Origin of the sequence: Micromonospora sp. RL09-050-HVF-A, assembly GCF_019374995.1 — a bacterium.
In the GTDB taxonomy this organism is placed as follows: Bacteria; Actinomycetota; Actinomycetes; order Mycobacteriales; family Micromonosporaceae; genus Micromonospora; species Micromonospora antibiotica.
Genome location: NZ_JAGKQP010000002.1, coordinates 6,766,618 through 6,790,930 on the forward strand (window position 1 = coordinate 6,766,618; position 24,313 = coordinate 6,790,930).

Below are 24,313 nucleotides of genomic sequence, written 5' to 3' on the forward strand. Positions count from 1 at the left end.
GTGGGTCCATGACCGTATCGCGTCACCACCCGACCGCATAACGTAGTGGCCGGGTCTGGTGGACGTTCACGGTTCGCCGGTAGGTGCCACCAGGGGTGGACACGGGAGAGGCAGGGAGAGTGCGGGTGCGACTCGAACAGGGAATCGTCGCCAAGGTCACCCGGAACGGGCAGCTTGAGCTGACCGCCGAGCGGAGCGGACTGCGATACCGGTTCGGGGCGACCGCCGCCGCGATGTGGATCGCGTTGCAGCAGCAGGGCGGTTCGCTGGAACGGGCGGCCGCTGTCCTGGCCCGGCAGTGGTCGGCTGATCCGGCGGCCACCCGACGGGACTTCGACGTCTGGCTGGAGGACATGCTCCGCGCCGGTCTGGTACGGGTGGAGTGACCGGTGAGGAGGGTCTGTCCGCCGCGTCCGACGGCTGTGCCGGACCGACCCCTATCCGGCCCCCCTGCACGCGGGCGGCGTCCCGGTCGACGGTGCGTCGAACCCCTGTCCGGTGGGCCGGTGGGCGGGGGTCAGGCGTCGGCGGGCGGGTGGGTGGTGTCGGTGGAGTCGTTGACCGCGCCGACGATCACCCGCAGCGCCTCGGCCAGTTCCTTACCGGACGGGGCGGCCTCGGGGTCGAGCAACCGCTGCACCGTCAGTCCCGTCATCAACGCCAGCAGGAACGAGCCGACGGCCCTGCGGGTCTCCTCGGTGACGTGCTCACCGCCGTTGCGGATCACGAAGGTGGCCAGCGCCGGGCGGGCCCGGGTGTAGGTCTCGGCGAGTTGCTCCCGCAGCACTGGCAGGTGCTCGGCCAGCGCGAACGCCTCGATCCCGGCGACCCAGAGCGGCCGGTGGGTGCCGAACGACTCGACCAGGCCGGTCCACATCGACTCCAGCCGGTCCATCAGGTCGGGCTGGGTGCCGTCGCGCAGCACCCGGTCGATCTCGACGCCCCACTCCTCGAACGCCTGCACCAGGGCGGCGGTCAGCAGCGCCTCCTTGGAGCCGAAGTGGTACCCGATCGACGCCAGATTCGTGTCCGACGCGGCGACGATGTCGCGGGCGGTGGTGCGTGTGTAGCCGCGCTCGTAGAGGCAGACCCTGGCCCCTGCCAGCAGGCGTTCCCGATGACCCACGGCGTCACCCTACTCGGAACCACCCCCTAATTCATCCACCGGATGTATACGTGCGTATAAATTCGGTGGTAGCTTTCGGCCATGGCTACAGCGCAGGCAAAGGCCGGCCGCCGCGAGTGGATCGGTCTCGCGGTACTCGTCATGGTGACACTGATCATCAGCATGGACATGACCGTGCTGTCGTACGCTCTGCCGTTCATCACGGCGGACCTTGAGCCGACCAGCAGTCAGCTCCTCTGGATCACGGACGTCTACGCCTTCGTGCTGGCCGGCCTGCTGATTCCGATGGGGACCCTGGGGGACCGGATCGGGCGCCGCCGGTTGCTGATGATCGGTGCGGCGGTGTTCGGTGTGGCATCCGTGGCCACGGCCCTCTCCAACAGTCCCGGCATGCTGATCGGGACCCGGGCGGTGATGGGTGCCGCCGGCGCGACGCTCATGCCGTCGACCATGTCGTTGATCCGCAACATGTTCCACGACGAGAACGAACGCCGGGCCGCGATCGGGCTCTGGGCGGCCGGCTTCTCCGCCGGTGGCGTCATCGGCCTGGTGGCCGGCGGCGCGCTGCTCCAGTACTTCTCCTGGGGCACCGTCTTCGAGATCAACGTGCCGATCATGCTGCTGCTGCTGATCCTGGCCCCGTTGCTGCTGCCCGAGTTCCGCAACGCCGCAGCCGGCCGGCTCGACCTGATCAGTACGGTGCTGGCCTTCGTCGCCGTGCTGCCGATGATCTGGGGCATCAAGCAGTTCGCCGAGGACGGCGTGGACTGGCCGCCGGTGGCCGGTGTGGTCGGCGGGCTGGTCTTCCTGGCGGTGTTCGTGCTGCGTCAGCGGCGACTCGCCGACCCGGTGATCGACGTACGGCTGTTCCGTGCTCCCGCGTTCAGCGCGGCGGTGGTGATGAACGTGCTCGCCAACTTCGCGCTGGTCGGGTTCATGTTCTTCATCAGCCAGTACCTCCAGCTGGTGCTCGGGCTACGCCCGTTCAGCGCCGGGCTGTGGTCGCTGCCCGCAGCGGGTGCGGCGGGTGTCGGCGCGGCGGTGCTGGCTCCGATGCTGGCGCAGCGCTTCCGGCGGGCCTACGTCGCCGCCGGTGGCCTGCTGGTGGGTGCCGCCGGTTGTCTGGTGCTCGCCCAGGTCGGCGACGAGTCGGGGCTGGCCCTGGTGGTGGTCGGCCAGGCGTTGATGACCGGCGGCATCGCGATGGTGCTGACGCTCAGCGCCGAGCTGATCGTGTCCACCGCGCCGCCCGAGCGGGCCGGTGCCGCCGCCGGGCTCTCCGAGACCGGCAGCCAGTTCGGTGCGGCGCTCGGTGTCGCGATCCTCGGCAGCATCGGCACGTTCGTCTACCGGCGGCAGCTGTCCGGCGACGCGCCCGACGGCGTGCCGGCGGACTCCTGGGCGACCGCCCGGGAGACCCTGGGCGGCGCGGTGCAGGAGAGCCGGACGCTCTCCGCCACCGCAGCGGACACGCTGGTCACGCTGGCCCGGGCCGCCTTCGCCACCGAGCTGCGGGCCGCCGCGCTCGCCTCGGCCGGCATCCTGGTGGTGACGGCGGTGCTGGCCGCGGTGCTGCTGCGCAACGTGGGGGCCTCGGTGCCCGGCCAGGGCCCGGCGGACGGTCCGGCCGACCCCACCGCCGATGCCCCCGGTGCCCCGACGGGTCACGTCGACCCGGAGCGGACGGTCGACCCCCCGTCGTCCGACGCGGGTGCCGAGGACGCCGACCGTGGCGACACCGACCCGGGGCCGGCGGTCCGGATCGGACCCGGGTCCACCGGGCAACCCGTCCGGCCGGCGCACCCGGTGGCCTGACCACGTTCGACCACCCGGAGGTGGCGTTCCCGCTCGTCGGGAGCGCCACCTCCGGGCATTCGGCCTCCTGGCCCCCACCCGTCCCGGCGGGCTAGGGGGCCACCGCTGTGCTTAGGGGTTGTCCCGGCGTTTCGGGCGTTCCTACGCTCGCTTCGACAGCGGGCACCGGCGTCGCAGGGAGGGCGTCAGCACCACGCGTGACGGCGGATCCGGGCACCGGCCGAGACGGCGGTCCGGCCCGGCCGGCCGGGTGCGCCCGTTGGAGACGTCCCACTGCGGGGCGCACCCGCAGTGTCGACCCGTAGAGGACCAGTGATGACGGCAACGCTCGAGAACGACCTCTGGGTGCGGCGGTTCCATCCGGCGCCGTCCAGCGCGATCCGGTTGGTGGCGATGCCGCACGCCGGGGGCTCGGCCAGCTACCTGTTTCCGGTGTCCCGGGCCCTCTCGCCCGCAGTGGACGTGCTGGCGATCCAGTACCCGGGTCGACAGGACCGCCGGCACGAGCCGGTCCTGGACTCCATCGCCGACCTGGCCGACGGGGTGTTCGAGGCGCTCACCCCGTGGCTGGACCGCCCGGTGGCGCTCTTCGGCCACAGCATGGGTGCGGTGCTCGGCTACGAGGTCGGGTTGCGCCTGCAACGGCACACGGGTCGGCCGCCGGTGCGGCTGTTCGCCTCGGGCCGCCGGGCCCCGTCCCGGGTCCGGGACGAGCGGTACGTGCACACCCGCGACGACGCCGGGGTGCTGCGGGAGCTGGCCCGGCTCAGCGGCTCGGACCCACGGGTGCTGGGCGATCCCGAGCTGCTGCCGATGATCCTGCCCGCCGTGCGGGGGGACTACAAGGCGGTGGAGACCTACCGGGCCGACCCGGATCAGCTGCTGGACGCCCCGATCACCGTGCTGACCGGTGACGCGGACCCGATGACCACCCTGGACGAGGCGCGGGACTGGGCCCGGCACACCACCGGCGAGTGCGACGTGCGGGTGTATCCGGGTGGGCACTTCTATCTCAACGACCACGCAGCCGACGTGATCCGGCTGATCGGTGCCGAGCTGGCGCAGGCGCAGCAGGGCGGACCGACCGGCTGACCCGACCGGGACCCGGTCACGTCCGACCGCGCCGGCGCGGTGGTGACGTCCGACCAGGACACTGGACCTGCGGGGGTGGTGACGTCCGACCGGGGCACCGTGCCGGCGGGGTGGTCACGGGCACCGGTACGACGACGGGCGGGTCACCGGCGCACCGGTGACCCGCCCGTCGTACCCGTCATTCGGCGATCTTGGTCCGCATGGTCCACTGGAAGACCACCACCCGCGAGGCGTCGTCATTGAGGCCGTCGTGGTCGCCCGAGCGTTCGAAGTGTTCGTAGCCGCCCAGATAGGGCACCTTGATCCGGCCGGTGCCGACCGGTGCGCTGTGGGCGCGATCGGTGGCCGGCAGGCCGACCGGTCCGCCCTCGAGCACGACGTCGAAGTGGTCACCGCCGCGAACGTCGCTGAACCGCCGCGCGCTGCTCACCCGGGTGAGATCGTCCACGCTTTCCTCCTCGGCTGGGGGCAGGGGCGCGGCGGACACCGTGTTCCGCGTCACTGCCCTCGGATGTCTCCAGCGTGGCGGCACCACTGGCCCGCGCATACCCGGAAGCGACCCCTAACCCGCCGGCCGACGCCCAGATTTCGGCGGCCGGCCAACCTGCGGTTACTTTGCGGCCCGGTGGGTCGCATTTGTGATAGCCCCGGCGATGTCGCAAGGGCGACAGCATTGACCAGAGCTTATGAATTGCATCCGTAATAGTGTCGTCTTCTCGCTGAAACTCAATTTTTGCTCAAGAGTAGATTGCCCGATTCGCTGCTTCTCGTCCGGTCGGTGGTGGTGTGCCGACGTGGGCGGGATCGGTGCGGGCCGGGAGAGTTGGCCCGAAAAATTCCGGTACGAACCCTCTGCCGGAGTCATTTCGCAGGTCAACGCGCTGTCCGACGGGCCGAATCTGCGGCTATCCGTGCAGGTCGGAGGGGGCGGGACGGTTGTTCGATCATGTAATTGCTACCGAGTGGTAATTTTTCGGCCGAGGCCAACAATCCGACATAACGCCATGGCCGTGCGTAATATCGATGACGAAGTATCACCACCCCACTACCGTCTTGTACGGGTGTCTATGTATGCTGTGCTCGCCGTCGGGACGCGGTGAAAGTCATCAATCAATTGGCAGTCATCATTGTATGACCTGGTTTGCCGGCTGACGTGGTCAGTGGCCGGGTGGGTCCCGGCGGCCCGCGTGGCATCGAGCCGAAGGGTCTCGCCGGGGGGCCCGTCCGTAGTCGGCGGCACCCTCGTTCGATGCGTCATCGCTGACCTGGGGGGAGACGGGTGGAATTTGTGGAGAGAAGCCGCGAGCTTGACATCTTGCGGGACCTTTACTCCGGAAGCGTCACGGGCAGGGGGCGGGTCGCGCTGATCAGCGGCCCCGGTGCCACGGGCAAGACCGAGTTGTTGCGGGCCTTCGCCGACCACGTCGGCGCAGCGGGCGGGCTGGTGCTGCGGGCCGCCTGCTCCCGGGCGGAACGCCTGCTGCCCGCCGCCGTGATGGGGCAACTGTTCCACAGCGTGCCGCTGCCGGACGAGGTGATGCGGCGCATCGGCGCGTTCGTCGACATCGAGGGCGTCACGACCGGAGGGGACGCCGAGATCAGGGCCGTGCACGCGATGTGTGTCGAGCTGATCGACATCGCCCGCGCCCGCCCCCTCGTCCTGCTCGTCGACGACGTCGAGTTCGCCGACGAGACGACCCTGCACACCCTGCTCTACCTGCAACGGCGCCTCACCGCCGCGCAGATCCTGGTGGTGCTCACCGAGTCGCCGCAGCCGCAGCCGTTCCACCCGGAGTTCCGGGCCGAGATCAGCCGGCAGGCGAGCTTCTGCAACATCCAGCTGTCGCCGTTGTCCGAGGCGGGCGTCGCCGAGCTGCTGCGCGGTTGGGTCGACGACGAGACGGCGGCGGCGCTCGCCCCGGCGTACCACGGGGTCAGCGGCGGCAATCCGCTGCTGCTGCACGCGCTCGGCCAGGACCGGCGGGTCGCCGGCTCGACGGAGGTCGCCGAGGTGGTCGTCGGCGACCAGTTCCGCCAGGCGGTCCTGGCCTGCCTGCGACGCTGGGACCCGACGATCCTGGAGACGGCCCACGGGCTCGCCCTGCTCGGTGACCTCGCCACCCCGGCGCTGCTGGCCCGGCTGCTGGACACCAAGCCGGCCCGGGTCCAGTGGGTACTCAACGCGCTGACGATGTCCGGCCTGCTGCACGCCGGGCGGTTCCGGCACCCGGCGGCACGGGCGGCGGTCCTGCACGACCTGACCCCGGAGGCGCTGGCCGAGATGCACGCCCGGGCGGCGGAACTGCTGCACGCCGAAGGTGCCCCGGCCCCGGCGATCGGTGGGCACCTGCTCGCCGCGGGCGGCCTGGCCGAGCCGTGGGCGATCACGGTGCTCCAGGACTCGGCGACCCACGCGCTGGCCGAGGACCGGGTCGACGACGCGGTGGAGTCACTGAAGCTGGCCCACGACATGTGCGACGACGTCCCCCGCCGGGCGGCGCTCACCGCGACGTTGGCCGCCTGCCAGTGGCGGATCAACCCGGCGGCGGTGAGCCAGCACCTCCAGTCCCAGCGTGACGCCCTGCGGGCCGGGCACCTCTCCGAGCGCCACGCCGCCGCGCTGCTGCGCTACCAGCTCTGGCACGGTCACCGGGCGGACGCCCAGGAGACCCTGCGGCACCTGCGGGACACCCGCCAGCAGCTCGACGCCACCACCGCCGCCGAGCTGGAGGGGTGCGCCGAGTGGCTGCGGCTGCACTTCCCGGTGGCGTTCGCCGAGCTCGACGCCGACGCCGGCCCGGCGGTCACGCCGGCCGGGACCCCGGCCCGTTCCGACGGCTCACTCGGGTCGGCCACCCCCTCCCTGACCGCCGTGCTCACCGACGGGGTGACCGACGAGGTGATCGCCCGCGCCGAACAGGTGCTCGGCAGCCATCTGCTCGTCGACGTCGGGCTGGAGTCGGCGCTGTGCGCGTTGCAGACGTTGGTCTACGCCGACCGGATGGACCGTGCCGTGCACTGGTGCGACGTGCTGGGCGCCGAGGCGGGCGCCCGGGGGCCACCACCTGGCATGCCATCCTGTCCGACGTCCGGTCGCACATCGCGCTGCGCCAGGGTGACCTGCCGCTCAGCGAGCGGTTCGCCCGCGAGGCGCTGGATGCGATGTCGCCGCACAACTGGGGGGTGGCGATCGGCTCGCCGTTGTCCAACATGCTGCTCGCCATGATCGGCATGGACAAGCTCGACGAGGCCGAGGCGCAGCTCAAACACGTCATCCCGGACGCCATGCGGGACACCTGGTTCTGGCCGTTGTATCTGCGGGCCCGTGGCCACCTGCACCTGGCCGGGGGGCGGGTGCACGCGGCGTTGGCCGACTTCGAGACCTGCGGGCAGTTGGCCACCCAGTGGGGGATGGACCTGCCGGCCCTGCTGCCCTGGCGGGGCGACCTGGCCCAGGTCTACCTGCGTTCGGGCCGGCCCGAACGGGCCCGCGCCATGGTGACCGAGCAACTGTCCCGGCCCGGTGCCGAGAACGCCCGGACCAGGGGGGTCTCCCTGCGGCTGCTCGGTTCCGCGCTCGACGTCAAGCAACGGGTCAACACCCTGCGCCAGGCGGCCAACCTGCTCCAGGAATCCGGCGACCGCTACCAGCTCTTCCTCGCCCTGGCCGCGCTGAGCAGCGCCCACTACGGGCGGGGCGAGTTCAACACCTCACGGGTGGTGGCCCGCAGCGCGTTGCAGCTCGCCAAGGACATCCAGGCGCAGGCGCTGTGCCGGCGGCTGCTGCCCGGCGGCGACGCGGCCGGCGGCGACGACCCGGACGCCCCCCCGGAGCACGAGGAGATGTCCCGGCTCAGCGACGCCGAGCAGCGGGTCGCCACCCTGGCCGCGCTCGGCCACACCAACCGGGAGATCGGCAAGAAGCTCTACATCACGGTGAGCACGGTCGAACAGCACCTCACCCGGGTCTACCGGAAGCTGAACGTCCGGCGTCGCACCGAGCTGTCACTGGGACTGCCGATGGACGCGGCCGGGGCCGGGCTGCTGGCCGTCGGATCTGGCGGCAGCGAGCGGTCCTGGCCGCAGTGGGAGTCGGCGGTCCAGGCGAGCTGAGCCGCCGCAGGTGCCGATTCCGGGGTGGGCCTAGGCCCACCCCTTCGGGTCATTAGCTCCATTGAGCCGTATCGGCCCGATCCATACCGTGAACATGTACCCACCGCCGTTCGGCGACGTTCTTTTGCGGGGAGCATGAGGTGGACAGAAACAAGGACCGGCGCACGCCGACCAGCGGTGCCGATGCGGTGCGGCTGGACGATGTACGCAAGACGTACGGCCGCGGTGAGAACCGGGTCGACGCGCTGCGGGGCGTGACGATGAGCTTCCCCCGGGGCAGCTTCACCGCCGTGATGGGGCCCTCGGGCTCCGGCAAGAGCACGTTCCTGCACTGCGCGGCGGGGCTCGACGTGCCCTCGTCCGGCTCGGTGGTGCTGGACGGCAAGGAACTCAGTGGCATGAACGAGAACCAGCTGACCCGGCTGCGCCGGGAGCGGGTCGGCTTCATCTTCCAGGCGTTCAACCTGATGCCGGCGTTGAACGTGGAGCAGAACGTGGGCCTGCCGTTCCGGCTGGCCGGCCGCCGGCCCGACCGCCACTCCGTGGTGGAGGTGCTGGGTCGGGTGGGGCTGGCCGAGCGGCGCAAGCACCTGCCGAGCGAGCTGTCCGGCGGTCAGCAGCAGCGGGTCGCGATCGCGCGGGCGCTGATCATGCGACCGGCCGTGATCTTCGCCGACGAGCCGACCGGCGCGCTGGACACCCAGACCACCATCGAGGTGCTGCAACTGCTCCGTGAGACGGTGTCCAGCGGGGGACAGACCATCATCATGGTGACCCACGACCCGGTCGCCGCAGCCGCTGCGCACCGGGTGCTGTTCCTCGCCGACGGCCAGTTCATCGGGGAGCTGGAGGCGCCGACCGCCGACGTGGTGGCCGAGCGGATGACCCACCTGACCGCGTGGCAGCAGAACCGGGCGGCGCAGTCCACCGGCAGGGGTGGCTTCTGATGACGTACCTCGCGTGGCGCACCCTGCGCTACCGCAAGCTCGCGTTCATCGCGACGTTCATCGCGGTCTTCTTCGGTGTGGCGCTGATCGTCGCCTGCGGTGGTCTGATGGAGACCGGCATCCGGATGGCGGTCCCGCCGCAGCGGCTGGCGGCGGCCGACGTGGTGGTCAGCGGCAAGCAGACCTACGGCGTGCCCAAGAAGGACCCGCAGGACACCAAGAACATCAAGTCGGTGCCGCTGGCCGAGCGGTACTGGATCGATCCGGGCCTGGTCAGCAAGATCCAGGGGGTGCCCGGGGTCGAGCGGGCGGTGGCCGAGTCGTCCTTCGCCGCCACCGTCGTGCGCAACGGCGCACCCGTGATCGTCGGCACCCAGTCGCTGGGGCACGGGTGGGAGTCGGCGCAGCTCGGGCCGTACCGGCTCGACGGGCAGCCCCCCGCGCAGGCCGGGCAGGTCGTGTTGGACCGGGCGGTGGCCAAGCTCGCCCGGGTCAAGGTCGGTGACCGGGTCGACGTCGTGGTCGGTGGGGTGACCTCCGCCTTCCAGGTCAGCGGCATCGCCACCCCACCGGGTGAGGTGAGCCAGTCGGCGTTGTTCTTCTCCGGCGACGACGAGCGGCGGCTCAACCCGCACACCGGCACCTCCGACGCGATCGGGGTGCTGGCCAAGCCCGGCACCGACGTGGAGGCGCTGCGCGAGCGGATCGAGCGGACCCTCGCCGACCGTAAGCTCGTCGTGCTCACCGGCGACGACCGGGGCGCGGCCGAGTTCCCCGAGGCGGTGGGCGGCCAGGCGCAGCTCATCCCGCTCTCCGGTGTCTTCGCCGGCATGACGGTCTTCGTGGCGATCTTCGTGGTCGCCAGCACCCTGGGCCTGTCGGTGCAGCAGCGGCAGAAGGAGATCGCGCTGCTGCGCTCGATCGGTGCGACGCCCCGGCAGATCCGGACGATGGTGCGCCGTGAGGCGCTGGTGGTGGCCGTCGGCGCGGCGATTCTCGGCTGCGCCCCCGGGGTGTTCCTCGGGCCGCTGCTCTATCACATCGTCTCCGACGCGGGGGTCATCTCGCCGGTGGTCGAGTTCCACCAGGGCTTCGTCCCCTACCTGGCGGCCCCCGCCATCGGGATCTTCGCCGCGATGGTGGCCGCCTACGTGGCCGGGCGACGCCCCTCCAAGATCCGGCCCACCGCCGGTATCGCCGAGGCCGCCGTCCAGCGCAAGTGGGTGAGCTGGCCCCGGGTGGTGTTCTCCATCCTGTTCTTCGCCGCCGGGTTCGCGCTGATCCTGGTGACGGCGATCGTCATGCAGGGCGCGGTGGCCTCCGCGACCGCCGGGCCGGCGGTGATGTGCTGGGCGATCTCGATCGCGTTGATCAGTCCGGGGCTGACCCGGCTGTTCGCCGCCGTGCTCAGCGTGCCGGTGCGGGCGTTCTTCGGGCTGGCCGGCTACCTCGGCACGGTCAACGTCCGGACCCGCGCCGTCCGGGTGGCCTCCGCGGTCACCCCGATCATGCTGGCGGTGGCGCTGGCGGTGGCCAACTTCTACCTCCAGACCACCCAGAACGAGGCCGCCGAGCGGTACTACTCCGACAACCTGCGGGCCGACCTGGTGCTCAGCTCCACCACCGGCGGTTTCCCCGCCGAGACGGTGGAGGCGCTGCGGTCCGCGCCGGGCGTCGAGGACGCTTCCGCGTACGTGACCAGCGCCGGGTGGATCAACAAGCCGTACGACGGGTCGCATGTGGAGTCGCCCTGGCCGTTGCAGGGGGTGAGCGGGGCCAGCGCCGCCAGCATCACCGGTGTGCGCACGAGCGCCGGCAACCTGGGTGACCTCAGGGGTGACACCGTCGCGCTGCCCGAGGTCGCCGGCAAGAACGTCGGCGTCGGCGTCGGCGACCAGATCACCCTGCGACTCGGTGACCGGTCGGCAGTCGACCTGCGGGTGGTGGCGCTCTACCCGGCCAAGAAGGGGTTCGAGACGATCCTGCTCCCGGCCGACCTGCTCGCCGCGCACAGCACCACCGGGCTGTCCCGGCAGATCCTGGTCACCGCCGAGCCCGGCACCAGCCGGGACGCGCTGACGGCCAGCCTGCGGGAGAAGGTCGCCGGTCACCCGGGCACCATGATCGAGGGCCGCGATGCGATCACCACGTTCGCCGAGCGCACCAAGACCCAGGCGTGGGTCAACTACCTGCTCGTGGCGCTGGTCGCCGGCTACACCATGATCTCGGTGGCGAACACCCTGATCGTGGCGACCGCCGGCCGACGCCGGGAGCTGGGCATGCAACGGCTCATCGGCGCCACCCGCAAGCAGGCACTCCAGATGCTCAGCGTGGAGGCGGGCATGGTCGCCGTCATCGGTGTGGTGCTCGGCACCATCGCCTCCGTCGCCACACTGCTGCCGTTCAGCATCGTGGTGCTCGGGCGACCGGTGCCCTCCGGGCCGATCTGGATCTACCTGGCCGTGGTGGCGGGTGCGGCGGTGCTGGCCTTCGCCGCCACCGTGCTGCCCGGTCGTCGGGTGATGCTCACCCGACCGGCGGAAGCAGCGGTCGCCGTCGAGTAGGAACGCGCCCCACAGCGCCGTTGGTGCCCCCGGTCGGGTGACCGGGGGCACCACCGTGTGTCCGGGTCCCCGGGGCGACCTACCGCTGGGACGATCGGCCGGTGGCGGTCCGGGACAGACGCGGCCGGCTGTCCGAAACGGACGGCCGGTGACGGCTCGGAACGGGCGGCCGGTGACGGCCCGGAACGGACGGCGCGGCGTCAGGAGACGTCGGCGCGGGTGCCGTTGAGGTACGCCAGCACGGCCAACACCCGACGGTTGCTGTCGTCGGCCGGGGTCAGGTCGAGTTTGGTGAAGATGCTGGTGGTGTACTTGGCGACCGCGCCCTGGCTGACGATGAGGCGCTGCGCGATGGCCGTATTTGAACATCCTTCGGCCATCAGCTTCAACACCTCCCGCTCGCGGGGGGTGAGGGTCGACAGCGGCTCCCGGCGGGACCGGCCGGCCAGCAACTGCGAGATGACCTGCGGGTCCATCGCGGTGCCCCCGTCGGCGACCCGGCGGATGGCGTCCACGAACTGGTCGCTGTTGAGCACCCGGTCCTTGAGCAGGTAGCCGATGCCGCCGCTGGCGTCGGCGAGCAGCTCCTTGGCGTACAGCTGCTCGACGTGCTGGGAGAGCACCAGGATGGGCAGGCCGGGGCAGCGTCGCCGGGCCTCCAGAGCAGCCTGGAGGCCCTCGTCGGTGAACGTGGGCGGCAGTCGCACGTCGACCACCGCGACCTCCGGGCGGAGGGTCACCAGGGCGTCGAGCAGTGCCGGTCCGTTGTCGACGGCCGCGACGATCTCGAAGTCGTACGATTCGAGGAGCTGGACCATTCCCTGTCTCAGAAGGAAGAGGTCCTCGGCGAGTACAACGCGCACGGCAGCTCCAGGATCGCGACGGTCGGCCCACCTTCGGGACTGCTGAGGACGAGCGTCCCGTCGAACGTAGCACAGCGCCGTTCGATGCCCCGGAGTCCGGTGCCGAGCGAGGCGTCGGCCCCGCCCTGACCGTTGTCGATCACCACGGCCCGCAGCGCGCCGTCCTCGTGGCGCAGGTCGATGCTGGCCCGGTCGGCGTTGGCGTGCTTGACGATGTTGGTCAGCAACTCGGACAGGGCGAAGTAGACGGCGGACTCCGCCGGGGCGGCCAACCGGCCGGGCACGTCGGCGGTGACGTCGACGTCGATCGGGCTCTCCAGCGCGATGGCCCGGATGGCGTCCTCCAATCCCCGCTCGGCGAGCACCGGGGGGTGGATGCCCCGGATCAGGCAACGCAGCTCCTCCAGCGCGGAGGCGGTGGCGTTGCGCGCGTCGACCAGCAGGGTCTCCGCGACGTCCGGATTGGTCCGCAGCTGCCGGGTGGCCGCGCCGAGTTTCATGCCGATCGCGACCAGCCGTGCCTGTGCCCCGTCGTGCAGGTCCCGTTCGATCCGGCGCAGCTCGGTGGCCTGGATGTTGATCACATCCGAGCGGGTCTCGGAGAGGTGCCGCATCCGGGAGGCGATCTCCGCCCGTTCGCTCGGGCCGAGCAGCGTACGGGCGAAGTAGGCGTGCCCGGCCACCACACCCGGGGAGGCGGCCACCCAGATCGCGAACACCACGAGGCTGACCAGCGCCCCGAGCACCGCGTGCGGCCAGGTGTCCATCGGGGTGAAGCCGTACCAGAAGTCCACCCCGGACTCGCGCATCAGCATCCAGAACCCGGCGGAGAGCACCAACCCCTCCACCGAGTAGACCAGCAGGGTCACCGGCAGCAGGCCGAGCACGAAGCCGACGAACACGTTGAGCAGGAGGAACAGCAGGTCACGCCAGGTCGCCGGGTCGGTGAGGATGGACCGGCAGCGCTGCACCCAGCCGACCACGCCCCGCTCGGTGGGCGGCGCGGGGAGGTAGGGCGTGGGGATCGGCACCCCGGCCCGGCCGGCGAGATCCCGGCACAGCCCGGTGACCCGGCGGACCAGCGGGGTGACCAGGGGCAGCAGCAGCACTCCGACGCCGAGCGAGATGAACGCCGTGGCGAGCACGGTGGCGACGAGCAGGGCCAGGCTGAGCGCGGCGCTGGCGACGAGCAGCACACCGCGCCCGGTGGCGTACAGCGCCCGCGACAGGGCCCGCCCGGTGAGTCCCGTGGTGGTGGCGACGTCCATGTCCTGCGGCTCCCCGGTCACGGCAGATCGATGGTGGTGCCCGCACTCAGTGGTGTGTCGTGGACGACCAGTTGGCGCAGCTCGGTGCCGACCGGCGTGTCGTAGACCAGTGATCCGCTGACCGTCGCGCCGGGCTTGATGTTCTTCGTCAACCGCTGCGTGTCCGGATAGTAGAGCAGCGACCGGGTGTCCGGTGTGTAACCACGCCCGTCGACGTCGACCAGCCGTTGGCTGAGCGGCCAGACAATGGTGCCCTTGGACCCCTTGTTGACCACGTCGACGTCGACCATGCAGAACACGCCGTCCGCCTTCTGGGTCAGCGGCCAGAACCCGATCTCCCGCGACCCGCAGTGCACCCCCCGTACGGTGAATTCCAACGACCCGTCCTGACCGCTCGCGGTGGCGGGGGTGGGGCTCGGGGTGGGCGACGGGCTCGGGGTGGGGCTCGGCGTGACGCTGACCGGCGCGGACGGGTCCGGCCCGGCGGCCGGTGCGCCCCGCTGGTCGGCCTGGCGCAGCGCGACCACGCCCAGCACGACGGCGGCCACCACCGCCACCACCCCGGTCAACACCGCCGGCCAGGACGGCGGCGACCGGTGCGGCGGCGGCGGAGCGACCAGGGTGGCCGGCTGACCGACGACCGGATACCACCGGGTGCCGTCGAGCTGCTCGGTGGTCGCGGCGACCGGCTCCACCGCCGACCGGATGCTCGCCGTGTCGGCGCTGCCGACCAGGATCAGCATCGCCTCCCGGGCGGTGGGCCGCTGTCGGGGGTCGGTATGCAGCGCCCGGGCGACCACCGCGGCCAGGCCGGCGGGCAGTCCACTCAGGTCGGGCCCGCCGGCCTGGTGGACCCGGGGGTCGACCGGCAGCCGACCGGTGGCGGCCCAACCGACGAGGATGCCCCAGGCGTAGACGTCGGCGGGCTGGGCCGGGGGGAAGCCGGCGAGCCGTTCCGGGGCCAACCAGCCCGGGGTGCCGTACGAGGGACCGGTGGTCGGGTCGAGGACCTCGATCAGGCTCGCCAACCCGAAGTCGATGACCTTCGGCCCGAACGGGGACAGCAGCACGTTGCGGGGGGTCAGGTCACCGTGGGCCAGCCCGGCGGCGTGGATCGCGGTGAGCCCGGCGGCCACGCCGACGGCCAGCGCCTCGGCCTGGGGCCCGGAGAGCGAGCCGTGCCGGGTCACGTGCTCGTGCAGGGACGACCCGGTCACGTACTCCGTGACGAGGTAGGGGACCGGCCCCTGCGGGTCGGCGTCGAGCACCCGGGCGGTGCAGAAGTCGGCCACCCGGCCGGCGGCGGCGACCTCCCGGGTGAACCGTCGCCGGAACTCCGGCCGGGACCGCAGTTCGTCGTGGACGACCTTGACCGCCACCCGGCTCCCGCCCGGCGCCTCGGCCAGGAAGACCACCCCCATGCCGCCGGACCCGAGCAGGCGGCGTAGCCGGTAGGGTCCGACATGGTCCGGATCACCCGGCCGAAGCGGCGACCCCGGCTCGGCCACTGCGCCGCTGGTCAGCTCGCCCATGTAGACAAGTGTCCCATGGCGGGTCGAGGCCCGCGCCCCCTCAGCCGTCCCCGCTGGACGCCCCGCGGGGACGCCGTGCGGGCCTGCGCTGGGGACGCCTGGTAGGGGATCGCTAAGGGTTGGCAGGGTCGGGGGCGGACCCTAGCGTGTGGTCGCACGCGCTCGCCGGCGCTTGATGCGGTCGGCGACCCCGCCGGCTGACGACGGGGTCGCCGATCCCGGTGGTAGGGGCTGCCGCCGATGCGGCACCGACAACCGATGGTCGCGCCGGCGTCGCCGGGGACCACCGCGCCGGCCACCGCGCCGTCGTCGTGGTGCGCGCCGCCCGGACTAGAGAGGGACGTGAGCACCCATGACCCCGACGACACGGTACGACGATGTGCAGCCGCCGGGCGGCGGGACCCCCGGCCCCAAGCAGATCCGTCAGTTGGACCGGGTGGTGATCCGGTTTGCGGGTGACTCGGGTGATGGGATGCAGTTGACGGGGGACAGGTTCACCTCGGAGACGGCGCAGTTGGGGAATGATATTTCGACGTTGCCGAATTTCCCGGCGGAGATTCGGGCGCCGGCGGGGACGTTGCCGGGGGTGTCGAGTTTCCAGGTGCATTTCGCTGACTATGACATCCTGACGCCGGGTGACGCGCCGAACGTTCTCGTCGCGATGAATCCGGCGGCGTTGAAGGCGAATCTGGGTGATCTTCGTCGGGGTGCGGACATCATCGTGAACACCGACGAGTTCACCCGCCGGAACCTGGTCAAGGTCGGTTACGCGGTCAGCCCCCTCGACGATGACACCCTGGACGGGTTCGTGGTGCATCCGGTGGCGTTGACGTCGATGACCGTCGGGGCGTTGGCGGAGTTGTCGGTGTCGAAGAAAGACGCCGAGCGGGCGAAGAACATGTTCGCGTTGGGGTTGTTGTCGTGGATGTACTCCCGCCCGTACGACTCGACGCTACGGTTCCTGGAACGGAAGTTCGCCAAGCGTCCGGATCTCGTCGCGGCGAACATCGCCGCGTTCCGGGCGGGCTGGAACTACGGCGAGACCACCGACAGTTTCTCGGTGCGGTACGAGGTGAAACCCGCGAAGATGCTGCCGGGCACCTACCGCAACATCACCGGCAACGCCGCCCTGTCCCTCGGTCTGGTCGCGGCCGGGGTCCGGTCCGGTCTGCCGGTGTTCCTCGGCGCGTACCCGATCACCCCGGCGTCGGACATCCTGCACGAGTTGTCGAAACACAAGAAACTCGGTGTGGTCACCATGCAGGCCGAAGACGAGATCGCCGCGGTCGGCGCCGCCCTCGGCGCCTCCTACGGCGGCGCGTTGGGAGTGACCACGACCAGCGGCCCCGGTGTCGCCCTGAAATCCGAGACGATCTCCCTGGCCGTCGCCCTGGAACTACCCCTGGTCATCGTCGACGTCCAACGCGCCGGCCCCTCCACCGGGCTACCCACGAAAACCGAACAGGCCGACCTGAACATGGCCCTACACGGCCGCCACGGTGAAGCCCCCGTCGCGGTGATCGCCGCGAAGTCACCCTCGGACTGCTTCCACGCCGCCCTCGAAGCCGCCCGCATCGCGGTCACCTACCGCACCCCGGTGATCCTGCTGTCGGACAACTACGTCGCCAACGGCTCCGAACCCTGGCTCCTACCCGACGTGCAGGACCTACCCGACCTACGCGTCGACTTCGCGGCCGCACCCAACCACGACGACGGCGTCACGTTCCTGCCCTACCTACGCGACCCCGACACCCTCGCCCGCCCCTGGGCGATCCCCGGCACCCCCGGCCTCGAACACCGCATCGGTGGACTGGAGAAAGCCGACAAGACCGGCGACATCTCCTACGACCCCGCCAACCACGACTACATGGTCCGCACCCGCGCCGCCCGCATCCAGGCCATCCCCGTGCCCGACCTCGACGTCGACGACCCCGACGGCACCGCCCGAACCCTCGTGCTCGGCTGGGGCTCCACCTACGGACCCATCGGCGCCGCCTGCCGCACCCTGCGCCACCACGGCCAACCCATCGCCCAAGCCCACCTGCGCCACCTCAACCCCCTACCGGCCAACCTCGGCGACGTCCTGGCCACCTACGACCGCGTCGTCATCCCCGAGATGAACCTCGGCCAACTCGCCCAGATCATCCGCGCCCGATACCTGATCGACGCGATCGCCTACAACCAGGTCCGCGGCCTACCCTTCACCGCCGCCGAACTGGAGACGATGCTGGAAGAGGTCTGCAAAAATGCCTGAACCCGTCGCCGTGAAACTCACCACCAAAGACTTCAAATCCGACCAGGAAGTCCGCTGGTGCCCCGGCTGCGGCGACTACGCCATCCTCGCCGCCATCCAACAATTCATGCCCGAACTCAACATCCCCCGCGAAAACACCGTCTTCATCTCCGGCATCGGCTGCTCATCCCGCTTCCCCTACTACATGAACACCTACGGGATGCACTCCATCCACGGCCGCGCCCCCGCCATCGCCACCGGACTGTCCGTCACCCGCCCCGACCTGAACGTCTGGGTCGTCACCGGCGACGGCGACGCCCTCTCCATCGGCGGCAACCACCTCATCCACGCCCTACGCCGCAACGTCAACATCACCATCCTGCTATTCAACAACCGCATCTACGGCCTCACCAAAGGCCAATACTCCCCCACCAGCGAAACCGGCAAAATCACCAAATCCACCCCCGCCGGATCCGCCGACGCCCCCTTCAACCCCCTCTCCCTCGCCCTCGGAGCCGAAGCCACCTTCGTCGCCCGCACCATCGACTCCGACCGCAAACACCTCCAAACCGTCCTCCGCGCCGCCGCCCAACACCACGGCGCCGCCTTCGTCGAGATCTACCAAAACTGCAACATCTTCAACGACGGCGCCTTCGACCAACTCAAACAACCCGACACCCGCGACGACCACCTCATCCCCCTCGAACACGGCCAACCCATCACCTTCGGCCGCAACAACCAACACTGCGTCGTCCACCCACCCCACGGATTCGGCCTCGAAATCCGCGACACCGCCACCACCCCACCCGAAAACATCGTCATCCACGACACCACCATCACCGACCCCGCCTACGCCTTCGCCCTCACCCGCCTCCCCGAACACAACCACCGCAACACCCCCATCGGCGTCCTCCGCCAAATCAACCGCCCCTCCTACGACACCCTCGTCCAACACCAAATCACCACCGCCAAAAACACCACCACCGACACCCCCGAACAACAACTCACCAACCTCCTCCACACCGGCGACACCTGGACGATCCCGGCGGCATAGCTGCGCGACCACGGGCCGGAACCTCACCGGCCGCCACCCGCCGAGGCCGACCCGACGCCGTACCGCACCGAGCCGGCAGCGGCGTCGAGCCGCGCACCCGCAGCACTGGATGAACGAGGGGACCACACCGATGAACGCCGGCATCTACGCCGTCAGTGACCTGCACGTGGCGTACCCGGAGAACCGGAAGATCGTGGAGAGCCTCTGGCCCCGCGCGGCCGGCGACTGGCTGATCGTCGCCGGTGACGTCGCCGAACTCTTCGCCGACGTCACCTGGGCGCTGACGCTGCTCAGCGAACGGTTCGGCAAGGTCATCTGGGCCCCCGGAAACCACGAGCTGTGGACCCACTCCCAGGACCCCGTCCGGCTGCGCGGGGAGGAGCGCTACCAGGCCATCGTGCGGCACTGCCGGAGCCTGGGCGTGAGCACCCCGGAGGACGAGTACCCGATGTGGACCGGAGCCGACGGCCCGCTGCTGGTGGCACCGCTGTTCGTCGGTTACGACTACTCGTTCCGCGAACCGGGCGTCACCAGTAAGGAACAGGCGCTGGCCCGCGCCCACGCCGCCGGGGTGGTCTGCGCCGACGAGGTGTTCCTGCACCCCGATCCGCACCCGAGCCGGGACGCCTGGTGCCGGGCCCGGGTGGCGCTGACCGAGACCCGGCTCGCCGGCTGCGACCCGACCGTACCGAAGGTCCTGGTCAACCACTACCCGCTGGTCCGGATGCCCACCGACATCCTGCGCTACCCCGAGTTCGCCCAGTGGTGCGGCACCGAACTCACCGCCGACTGGCACCGCCGGTTCCACGCCCGGACGGTGATCTACGGACACCTGCACATCCCTCGGGTGACCTGGCACGACGGGGTGCGGTTCGAGGAGGTCTCCGTCGGCTACCCCCGGGAGTGGCGCCCCCGCCCCCGCCCCGACTCGTGGCTGCGGCGGGTGCTGCCGGCACCCATCCAGGTCTGACGCCTCAGCCGTCCAGCAGGCGCTTCTTCTGCACCTTGCCCAGCGCGTTGCGGGGCAGGGCGTCGACCAGCCGGACCTCCCGGGGCCGCTTGTGCACCGACAGTTGCCGGGCGACGAAGTCCACCAGCTCCGGCCCGGTCACCCCGTCGCCGACCACGTACGCGGTGACCTGCTGCCCCAGATCCGGGTGCGGCAGGCCCACCACCGCAGCCTCGCGTACCCCCGGGTGGGCCAGCAGCGCCTCCTCCACCTCACCCGCCCCGATCCGGTACCCGCCGCTCTTGATCAGGTCGGTGCTCGCCCGCCCGACGATGCGGTGCCAGCCGTCGGGGCCGACGGTGGCGACGTCACCGGTGCGGAACCAGCCGTCGGCGGTACGGCTCGCCGCGTCGGCGTCCGGCCGGTTCAGGTAGCCGTCGAACAGGGTCGGGCCGGCGACCAGCAGCTCACCCATCGCCGTACCGTCGCTCGGCAGGTCGTGGCCCTGCTCGTCGACGATCCGGGTGCGTACCCCGGGCAGCGGCACCCCGACCGCACCCGGCCGGCGCGGCCCGTCGGCCCGGGCGCTCACCGTGATCAGGGTCTCCGTCATGCCGTACCGCTCGACGACCCGGTGCCCGGTCAACCCGGCGAGGCCGTCGAAGACCGCCGTGGGTAGCGCCGCGCTGCCCGACACCAGCAGCCGCGCGCGGCGCAACGCCCGCGCGGCGGCCGGTGCCGCGGCGATCCGCCCCCAGATCGTCGGTACGCCGAAACACAGCGTCCCACCGGCCGCCGCGTACCGCTCGGGGCGTGGCCGGCCGACGTGGTGCAACCGGCCGCCGATCCGCAACGGCCCGAGCACCCCGAGTACCAGCCCGTGCACGTGGAACAGCGGCAGCCCGTGCACCAGCAGGTCGTCCGGCGTCCACGCCCAGGCGTCGGCCAGCCCGTCCAGGCAGGTGGCGATGGCGGCCCGGGAGAGCAGCGCGCCCTTCGGCGCACCGGTCGTCCCGCTGGTGTAGAGGATCAGGGCGGTCCGCTCCGGGGCGGGCTCCGGATGCGTACCCGCCGACTCCCGGCGCAGGTCGACCGGGACGACCGGCAACCCGGCACCGGCCCCCGGGGAACCGTCGACCGCCGCGCCCACCGGCGCGAGCAGGGCCTGGGCCGCCGAATCGCGCAGGATGTGCTCCCGCTCCCGGGGTCCCGCGTCCGGCGGCACGGGCACCACCGCCGCACCGGCCCGCAGCGCGCCCACCACCCCCACCACGGTCTCCATCGTCGGGGTGGCCTCGACCGCCACCCGGTCCAGGCCGCGCAGGTCGTCGGCGACCGCGGTGGCCAGCCCCTGCAACCGGGACCGGGACAGCACCCGGTCATCCACCCGCACCAGGTCCGGGCGGTCGTCCATCGACGATGACATCGCGGCCAGCAGCGACACGGTCCCGCCCTCTCCGGCAGTTCGGCAGGGCGCGGTGCGGCCCCGTGCCGCCGACGCTAGTGCGGCGGCCGGCCCGTCACCACCCCCGACCGCCGGGGTGTCGGCGCGTCGACCCCGCCGCCGGGCACCACCGGCGGCCGGCACGGTTCAGGGGTCGGTTAAGGGTGCCGGTGCGCCAGCCGCGCCACCTACGGTCGATCCAGACGGATCCGTCGCCGGTCGACGGGGAAGGCGGCACCGACGTCATGACTTCCGAGCACCCACCAGCCGCGCCGTACCTCATGGTCACCGACGCGTCCGACGCCATCGCGTTCTACGCCCACGTCTTCGGCGCGGTCCCGCACCCACGGGAGTGCCTCGCCGACGGGCGGGTGCTCACCGCCGACCTCGTCGTGGCCGGTCACCGGTTCACCGTCAGCGAGTGGGCCGACCTGCCCGCGACGACCCCCCGGCTGCCGGTGCTGACCGTGGAGTCCACCGACCCCGATGCCGTGCTGCGCCGCGCCGTCGCGGTCGGCGCGCAGGTCAGTGCCGCCAACGGCACCCCCCGTGAGGTGCTGCTACGCGACCCGGACGGCCGCAGTTGGGCCATCACCCGGCCCGAACGCCCCGCCTGAGCCGCCCCCGCGCCCACACGGGCCCGCCGAGGCGGTTTGTCGGGGTCCGTCAGCGGTATCCGGGTCGGGTGTACGCCCAGCGCGGAGGAGGCACCGGTGAACGTCGACGACCTGCTGACCGAGACCTACGACCAACTGCCCGACCTGGTGGACGCCGCCGTGGACGGGCTCGGCCCCGACGAGCTGCGCCGGGCTCCCCGCCCCGGGGCCAACCCGGTCGGCTGGCTGGTCTGGCACCTCACCCGGATCCAGGACCAGCAGATCGCCGAGCTGCTGGGCGTCGACCAACTCTGGGTCGCCGGTGACCGGGCGGCCCGGTTCGGACTTCCCGCCGACCCCGCCGACATCGGCTACGGCCACACCGCGGAGCAGGTCGCGGCGGTCCGACCGGAAAGCGCCCAGGTGCTCGTCGACTACCACCGGGCGGTGGCGGAGCGGACCCGCACGTTCCTGGCCGGCCTGCGCCCGACGGACCTGGACCGGGTGGTCGACGAGAGCTGGGACCCGCCGGTGACCCTCGGGGTCCGGCTGGTCAGCATCGTCGCCGACGCTCTCCAGCACGTCGGCCAGGCCGCCTACCTGCGGGGTCTGCTCCGCCCCTGAGCCGGTCCCACCCGCTCCTGGTGCGCCGACCTCACCCGGTGGGGGCGCATCTGGGTGCCGTGTGGCCGTCGGACAACTCCCTGATCCGGGCCGGCCCGCGCCGTTACCACCACGACGAGGAGGCCCCACGGGGCCGTCGCCCCCGGCTACGCTGACCGCCCGACCGGTGGCGGTGGTGTCGGTTCCGCCGGGGCGTCCCGGTCGGGTGTCGGGGTGTCCGGGTCGGGTGCCGGGGCGTCCGGGTCGGGTGTCAGGGCGTCCCGGTCGGGTGTCGAGGTCGCGCCCCACCGGGCCAGGGCCCGGTCGACGCCGACGAAGAGCAGGCCGAGCAGCCAGAAGGCGACGGCGAAGAAGACCGCGCTGACCGTGACACCGGCGTAGCCGAGTTGTCCGGCGTCGACGAACGGGTACGGGTAGCGGTGCACGATCAGCCCGCGTACCAGGGCGAAACCCAGGTACGCCAGCGGGAAGGTCAGCCACCAGGCGGCGTACCGCAGGCGCAGCCGGCCACGCTCGTCGAACAGCGTCCAGTCGGCGAGGGCGAGCAACGGCACGACGGTGTGCAGGAACTGGTTGCCCACCGCCTCGGCGGGTCCCCGGTCCGGCTGGGCCATCGCGAACGGGCTGGCCGGGTTGGCCAGCACCAGGTGGTAGACCACGCCGGTGATGGTGATGTAGAGGGTCACCGCGCCCTTGAGCGCGGAGGGCGGTTCGGGTCGGGACTGCCCGGCCCGCCAGGCGGCGTACCCGGCGAAGAGCCCGACCGCCAGGTTGCTCTGGATGGTGAAGTACGGCAGCAGACCGGTGACGGTGGCGGGGCCGAGGGCGGTGAGCACGATCCCGGCGAGCACACTGATCACGATCGCCAGCCGGAAGGCCACCGCCAGGCGTCGACGCCGCAGATTCATCGGCGCAAGCTACCAGCCGGTGGCACCGCTGGCGGCCGTGCCCCGTCCCTGGTCGCCAGCGGTGCCACCGGGCCGTCTGCCCGGTCGTCCCAGTCCTGCCCGGTTGTCCGGCCGGCTGCCAGGTTGCCCGATTGGTCCGTCCGGCTGCCAGGTTGCGAGGTCGTCCCGGCCGGTTGCCCGGTTGTCGCGTTCGGCTGCCGGTTGTCCGCTGGCTGGCTGGTCGTCCCGCCGACCGCGCGGCTGACTACTCGCTTTGTCCGCCTCATTGGCGGGTCGTCCCCGCCAACCAGGCGGTTGACTACCCGCTCTGCTGGTCGGACGGGTCTGCGGAGGTGGGGCCGCCGGGCGGTGCCGACCGCGACATGCCGGCCCGGTAAGCGGACATCGCCGCCGGCTCCCCGCGCAGCTCAGCCGGGTTCGCAGCGGCGCGGATCGCGATCAGCAGCGCCACGAGCGGCGCGGGGCCCGGCACCGGCCCATCGCCCGGCCCGCTGAGCAGCCGCTCAGCGGTTTCCTGATCGAGGCGGTGTCCGGTCATCTCGTGTCGCTCAGCGCCACCCCGGTGCGGGGCGTCACATCGGGCGGGGCGCAGGTGGCCCCCGTCACACGGCACCGGACGGCGACGACGGGCCCGCCGCGCCAGGCTCAGCCCATCGTCTTGGCGCCGTCGATCGACTCCCGGATGATGTCGGCGTGCCCGGCGTGCTGGGCGGTCTCCCCGATCACGTGCAGCAGGGTGCGCCGCACCGACCAGGCGGCACCCGGCTCGAACCAGGGCGCCACCGGCAGTGGATGGCTCGCGTCCAGGTCGAGGGTGGTGATCAGCTCGTCGGTGCGGGCCGCCGTCTCGGCGTACCGGGCGAGCAGATCGACCAGGGTGTCGTCGTCGGTCATCTGGAACATGCCGACCCAGTCGACCGGCTCGCTCTCCATCGCCTCGGCCCCGCCGACCATGAACCGTGCCCACCGGTCCTCCACCATGGTCACGTGCTTGATCAGGCCGCCCAGGCACAACTCGCTGGCGGTGCTGCGGGTCGCCGCCTGCGCGTCGGTCAGCCCGCGCACGGTGTGCCGCAGGAAGCCGCGGTGCATGCCGACAGCCTGCAACAGGTCGGCCCGTTCACCGGTGAGCACCCGCTCCGAAGTGGTCATCCCCGTCACCCTCCGTGGTCGATGTCGTCGAGG

General features: G+C 71.7%; 19 protein-coding genes and 1 pseudogene. 11 read left to right on the plus strand and 9 right to left on the minus strand.

Annotated features, from left to right (window positions below; all coding sequences use genetic code 11):
* Positions 1–125 precede the first annotated feature (125 nt).
* On the plus strand, positions 126–386 hold the full coding sequence (locus J7462_RS29655) for a PqqD family peptide modification chaperone (RefSeq protein WP_307799579.1): 261 nt from the start codon (positions 126–128) through the stop codon (positions 384–386).
* A gap of 131 nt (positions 387–517) precedes the next feature.
* Here J7462_RS29655 and J7462_RS29660 read toward each other — a convergent pair whose 3' ends face one another.
* Positions 518–1,126: a TetR/AcrR family transcriptional regulator gene (locus J7462_RS29660; protein ID WP_208569140.1), complete on the minus strand. Its 609-nt coding sequence runs from the start codon at positions 1,124–1,126 to the stop codon at positions 518–520.
* 81 nt (positions 1,127–1,207) lie between these two features.
* Between J7462_RS29660 and J7462_RS29665 the strand changes: the two genes are divergently transcribed.
* Positions 1,208–2,941, plus strand: a complete 1,734-nt coding sequence (locus J7462_RS29665; protein ID WP_219469148.1) for an MFS transporter — start codon at positions 1,208–1,210, stop codon at positions 2,939–2,941.
* A gap of 315 nt (positions 2,942–3,256) precedes the next feature.
* The gene (locus J7462_RS29670) at positions 3,257–4,033 is read left to right on the plus strand and encodes a thioesterase II family protein (protein ID WP_208569142.1); all 777 of its coding nucleotides are present in this window, start codon (positions 3,257–3,259) and stop codon (positions 4,031–4,033) included.
* A gap of 178 nt (positions 4,034–4,211) precedes the next feature.
* On the opposite strand, the gene J7462_RS29675 is transcribed toward J7462_RS29670, so the two are convergent.
* Positions 4,212–4,481 (minus strand): DUF5988 family protein, encoded by a 270-nt coding sequence (locus tag J7462_RS29675; protein ID WP_208569143.1) that lies wholly within the window; start codon positions 4,479–4,481, stop codon positions 4,212–4,214.
* A gap of 831 nt (positions 4,482–5,312) precedes the next feature.
* Here J7462_RS29675 and J7462_RS29680 point away from each other — a divergent pair.
* From J7462_RS29680 to J7462_RS29690, 3 genes and pseudogenes are all read left to right on the plus strand, one after another.
* Positions 5,313–8,146, plus strand: a pseudogene (locus tag J7462_RS29680) (AAA family ATPase).
* A gap of 140 nt (positions 8,147–8,286) precedes the next feature.
* Positions 8,287–9,093: an ABC transporter ATP-binding protein gene (locus tag J7462_RS29685; protein WP_208569145.1), complete on the plus strand. Its 807-nt coding sequence runs from the start codon at positions 8,287–8,289 to the stop codon at positions 9,091–9,093.
* Positions 9,093–11,657 carry an FtsX-like permease family protein gene (locus J7462_RS29690; protein ID WP_208569146.1) on the plus strand — a complete coding sequence of 855 codons (2,565 nt, stop codon included), beginning with the start codon at positions 9,093–9,095 and terminating at the stop codon, positions 11,655–11,657. Before J7462_RS29685 ends, J7462_RS29690 begins: the two co-directional genes overlap by 1 nt.
* Positions 11,658–11,857: 200 nt before the next feature.
* On the opposite strand, the gene J7462_RS29695 is transcribed toward J7462_RS29690, so the two are convergent.
* From J7462_RS29695 to J7462_RS29705, 3 genes are read right to left on the minus strand one after another with little or no spacing between them, the layout of a single operon-like run.
* Positions 11,858–12,520: a response regulator transcription factor gene (locus J7462_RS29695; RefSeq protein WP_208569147.1), complete on the minus strand. Its 663-nt coding sequence runs from the start codon at positions 12,518–12,520 to the stop codon at positions 11,858–11,860.
* Positions 12,484–13,788, minus strand: coding sequence for a sensor histidine kinase (locus tag J7462_RS29700; protein WP_219470834.1), 1,305 nt, complete (start codon positions 13,786–13,788; stop codon positions 12,484–12,486). The genes J7462_RS29695 and J7462_RS29700 overlap by 37 nt, the downstream gene beginning before the upstream one ends.
* 17 nt (positions 13,789–13,805) lie before the next feature.
* Complete coding sequence (locus J7462_RS29705; RefSeq protein ID WP_219469153.1) at positions 13,806–15,320, minus strand: serine/threonine-protein kinase; 1,515 nt, start codon at positions 15,318–15,320, stop codon at positions 13,806–13,808.
* A 352-nt stretch (positions 15,321–15,672) separates the two neighbouring features.
* Here J7462_RS29705 and J7462_RS29710 point away from each other — a divergent pair, with 352 nt between their 5' ends.
* The 3 genes from J7462_RS29710 (at position 15,673) to J7462_RS29720 (ending at position 19,577) form a co-directional block, all read left to right on the plus strand.
* Positions 15,673–17,574, plus strand: a complete 1,902-nt coding sequence (locus J7462_RS29710) for a 2-oxoacid:acceptor oxidoreductase subunit alpha (RefSeq protein ID WP_219469156.1) — start codon at positions 15,673–15,675, stop codon at positions 17,572–17,574.
* Positions 17,567–18,607 carry a 2-oxoacid:ferredoxin oxidoreductase subunit beta gene (locus J7462_RS29715; RefSeq protein ID WP_219469157.1) on the plus strand — a complete coding sequence of 347 codons (1,041 nt, stop codon included), beginning with the start codon at positions 17,567–17,569 and terminating at the stop codon, positions 18,605–18,607. The genes J7462_RS29710 and J7462_RS29715 overlap by 8 nt, the downstream gene beginning before the upstream one ends.
* A 130-nt stretch (positions 18,608–18,737) precedes the next feature.
* Positions 18,738–19,577, plus strand: coding sequence for a metallophosphoesterase (locus J7462_RS29720; RefSeq protein ID WP_219469160.1), 840 nt, complete (start codon positions 18,738–18,740; stop codon positions 19,575–19,577).
* A 4-nt stretch (positions 19,578–19,581) separates the two neighbouring features.
* On the opposite strand, the gene J7462_RS29725 is transcribed toward J7462_RS29720, so the two are convergent.
* Complete coding sequence (locus tag J7462_RS29725) at positions 19,582–20,982, minus strand: acyl-CoA synthetase (RefSeq protein WP_255599196.1); 1,401 nt, start codon at positions 20,980–20,982, stop codon at positions 19,582–19,584.
* Positions 20,983–21,245: 263 nt separating this feature from the next.
* On the opposite strand from J7462_RS29725, the gene J7462_RS29730 reads away from it, so the two are divergent.
* Positions 21,246–21,617, plus strand: a complete 372-nt coding sequence (locus J7462_RS29730) for a glyoxalase/bleomycin resistance/extradiol dioxygenase family protein (protein ID WP_219469166.1) — start codon at positions 21,246–21,248, stop codon at positions 21,615–21,617.
* A 96-nt stretch (positions 21,618–21,713) separates the two neighbouring features.
* Positions 21,714–22,220, plus strand: coding sequence for a DinB family protein (locus J7462_RS29735; RefSeq protein WP_219469169.1), 507 nt, complete (start codon positions 21,714–21,716; stop codon positions 22,218–22,220).
* A gap of 146 nt (positions 22,221–22,366) precedes the next feature.
* Here the strand turns inward: J7462_RS29735 and J7462_RS29740 are convergent, their stop codons facing one another.
* The 3 genes from J7462_RS29740 to J7462_RS29750 all read right to left on the minus strand — a co-directional run bounded on the left by J7462_RS29740 (position 22,367) and on the right by J7462_RS29750 (position 24,280).
* Entirely contained in the window at positions 22,367–23,128 is a 762-nt protein-coding gene (locus J7462_RS29740; RefSeq protein WP_219469172.1) for a Pr6Pr family membrane protein, read from the minus strand.
* A 298-nt stretch (positions 23,129–23,426) separates the two neighbouring features.
* Complete coding sequence (locus J7462_RS29745) at positions 23,427–23,666, minus strand: hypothetical protein (RefSeq protein WP_219469173.1); 240 nt, start codon at positions 23,664–23,666, stop codon at positions 23,427–23,429.
* A gap of 107 nt (positions 23,667–23,773) precedes the next feature.
* Complete coding sequence (locus J7462_RS29750; protein ID WP_219469176.1) at positions 23,774–24,280, minus strand: DinB family protein; 507 nt, start codon at positions 24,278–24,280, stop codon at positions 23,774–23,776.
* Positions 24,281–24,313: the final 33 nt, after the last annotated feature.

Coding starts and splice junctions, on each gene's coding strand:
- J7462_RS29665 (WP_219469148.1), top strand. CDS start 1,208: ATGGCTACAGCGCAGGCAAAGGCCGGCCGCCGCGAGTGGATCGGTCTC.
- J7462_RS29670 (WP_208569142.1), top strand. CDS start 3,257: ATGACGGCAACGCTCGAGAACGACCTCTGGGTGCGGCGGTTCCATCCG.
- J7462_RS29690 (WP_208569146.1), top strand. CDS start 9,093: ATGACGTACCTCGCGTGGCGCACCCTGCGCTACCGCAAGCTCGCGTTC.
- J7462_RS29700 (WP_219470834.1), bottom strand. CDS start 13,788: ATGGACGTCGCCACCACCACGGGACTCACCGGGCGGGCCCTGTCGCGG.
- J7462_RS29705 (WP_219469153.1), bottom strand. CDS start 15,320: ATGGGCGAGCTGACCAGCGGCGCAGTGGCCGAGCCGGGGTCGCCGCTT.
- J7462_RS29710 (WP_219469156.1), top strand. CDS start 15,673: ATGACCCCGACGACACGGTACGACGATGTGCAGCCGCCGGGCGGCGGG.
- J7462_RS29715 (WP_219469157.1), top strand. CDS start 17,567: ATGCCTGAACCCGTCGCCGTGAAACTCACCACCAAAGACTTCAAATCC.
- J7462_RS29720 (WP_219469160.1), top strand. CDS start 18,738: ATGAACGCCGGCATCTACGCCGTCAGTGACCTGCACGTGGCGTACCCG.
- J7462_RS29725 (WP_255599196.1), bottom strand. CDS start 20,982: ATGTCATCGTCGATGGACGACCGCCCGGACCTGGTGCGGGTGGATGAC.
- J7462_RS29730 (WP_219469166.1), top strand. CDS start 21,246: ATGACTTCCGAGCACCCACCAGCCGCGCCGTACCTCATGGTCACCGAC.
- J7462_RS29740 (WP_219469172.1), bottom strand. CDS start 23,128: ATGAATCTGCGGCGTCGACGCCTGGCGGTGGCCTTCCGGCTGGCGATC.
- J7462_RS29745 (WP_219469173.1), bottom strand. CDS start 23,666: ATGACCGGACACCGCCTCGATCAGGAAACCGCTGAGCGGCTGCTCAGC.
- J7462_RS29750 (WP_219469176.1), bottom strand. CDS start 24,280: ATGACCACTTCGGAGCGGGTGCTCACCGGTGAACGGGCCGACCTGTTG.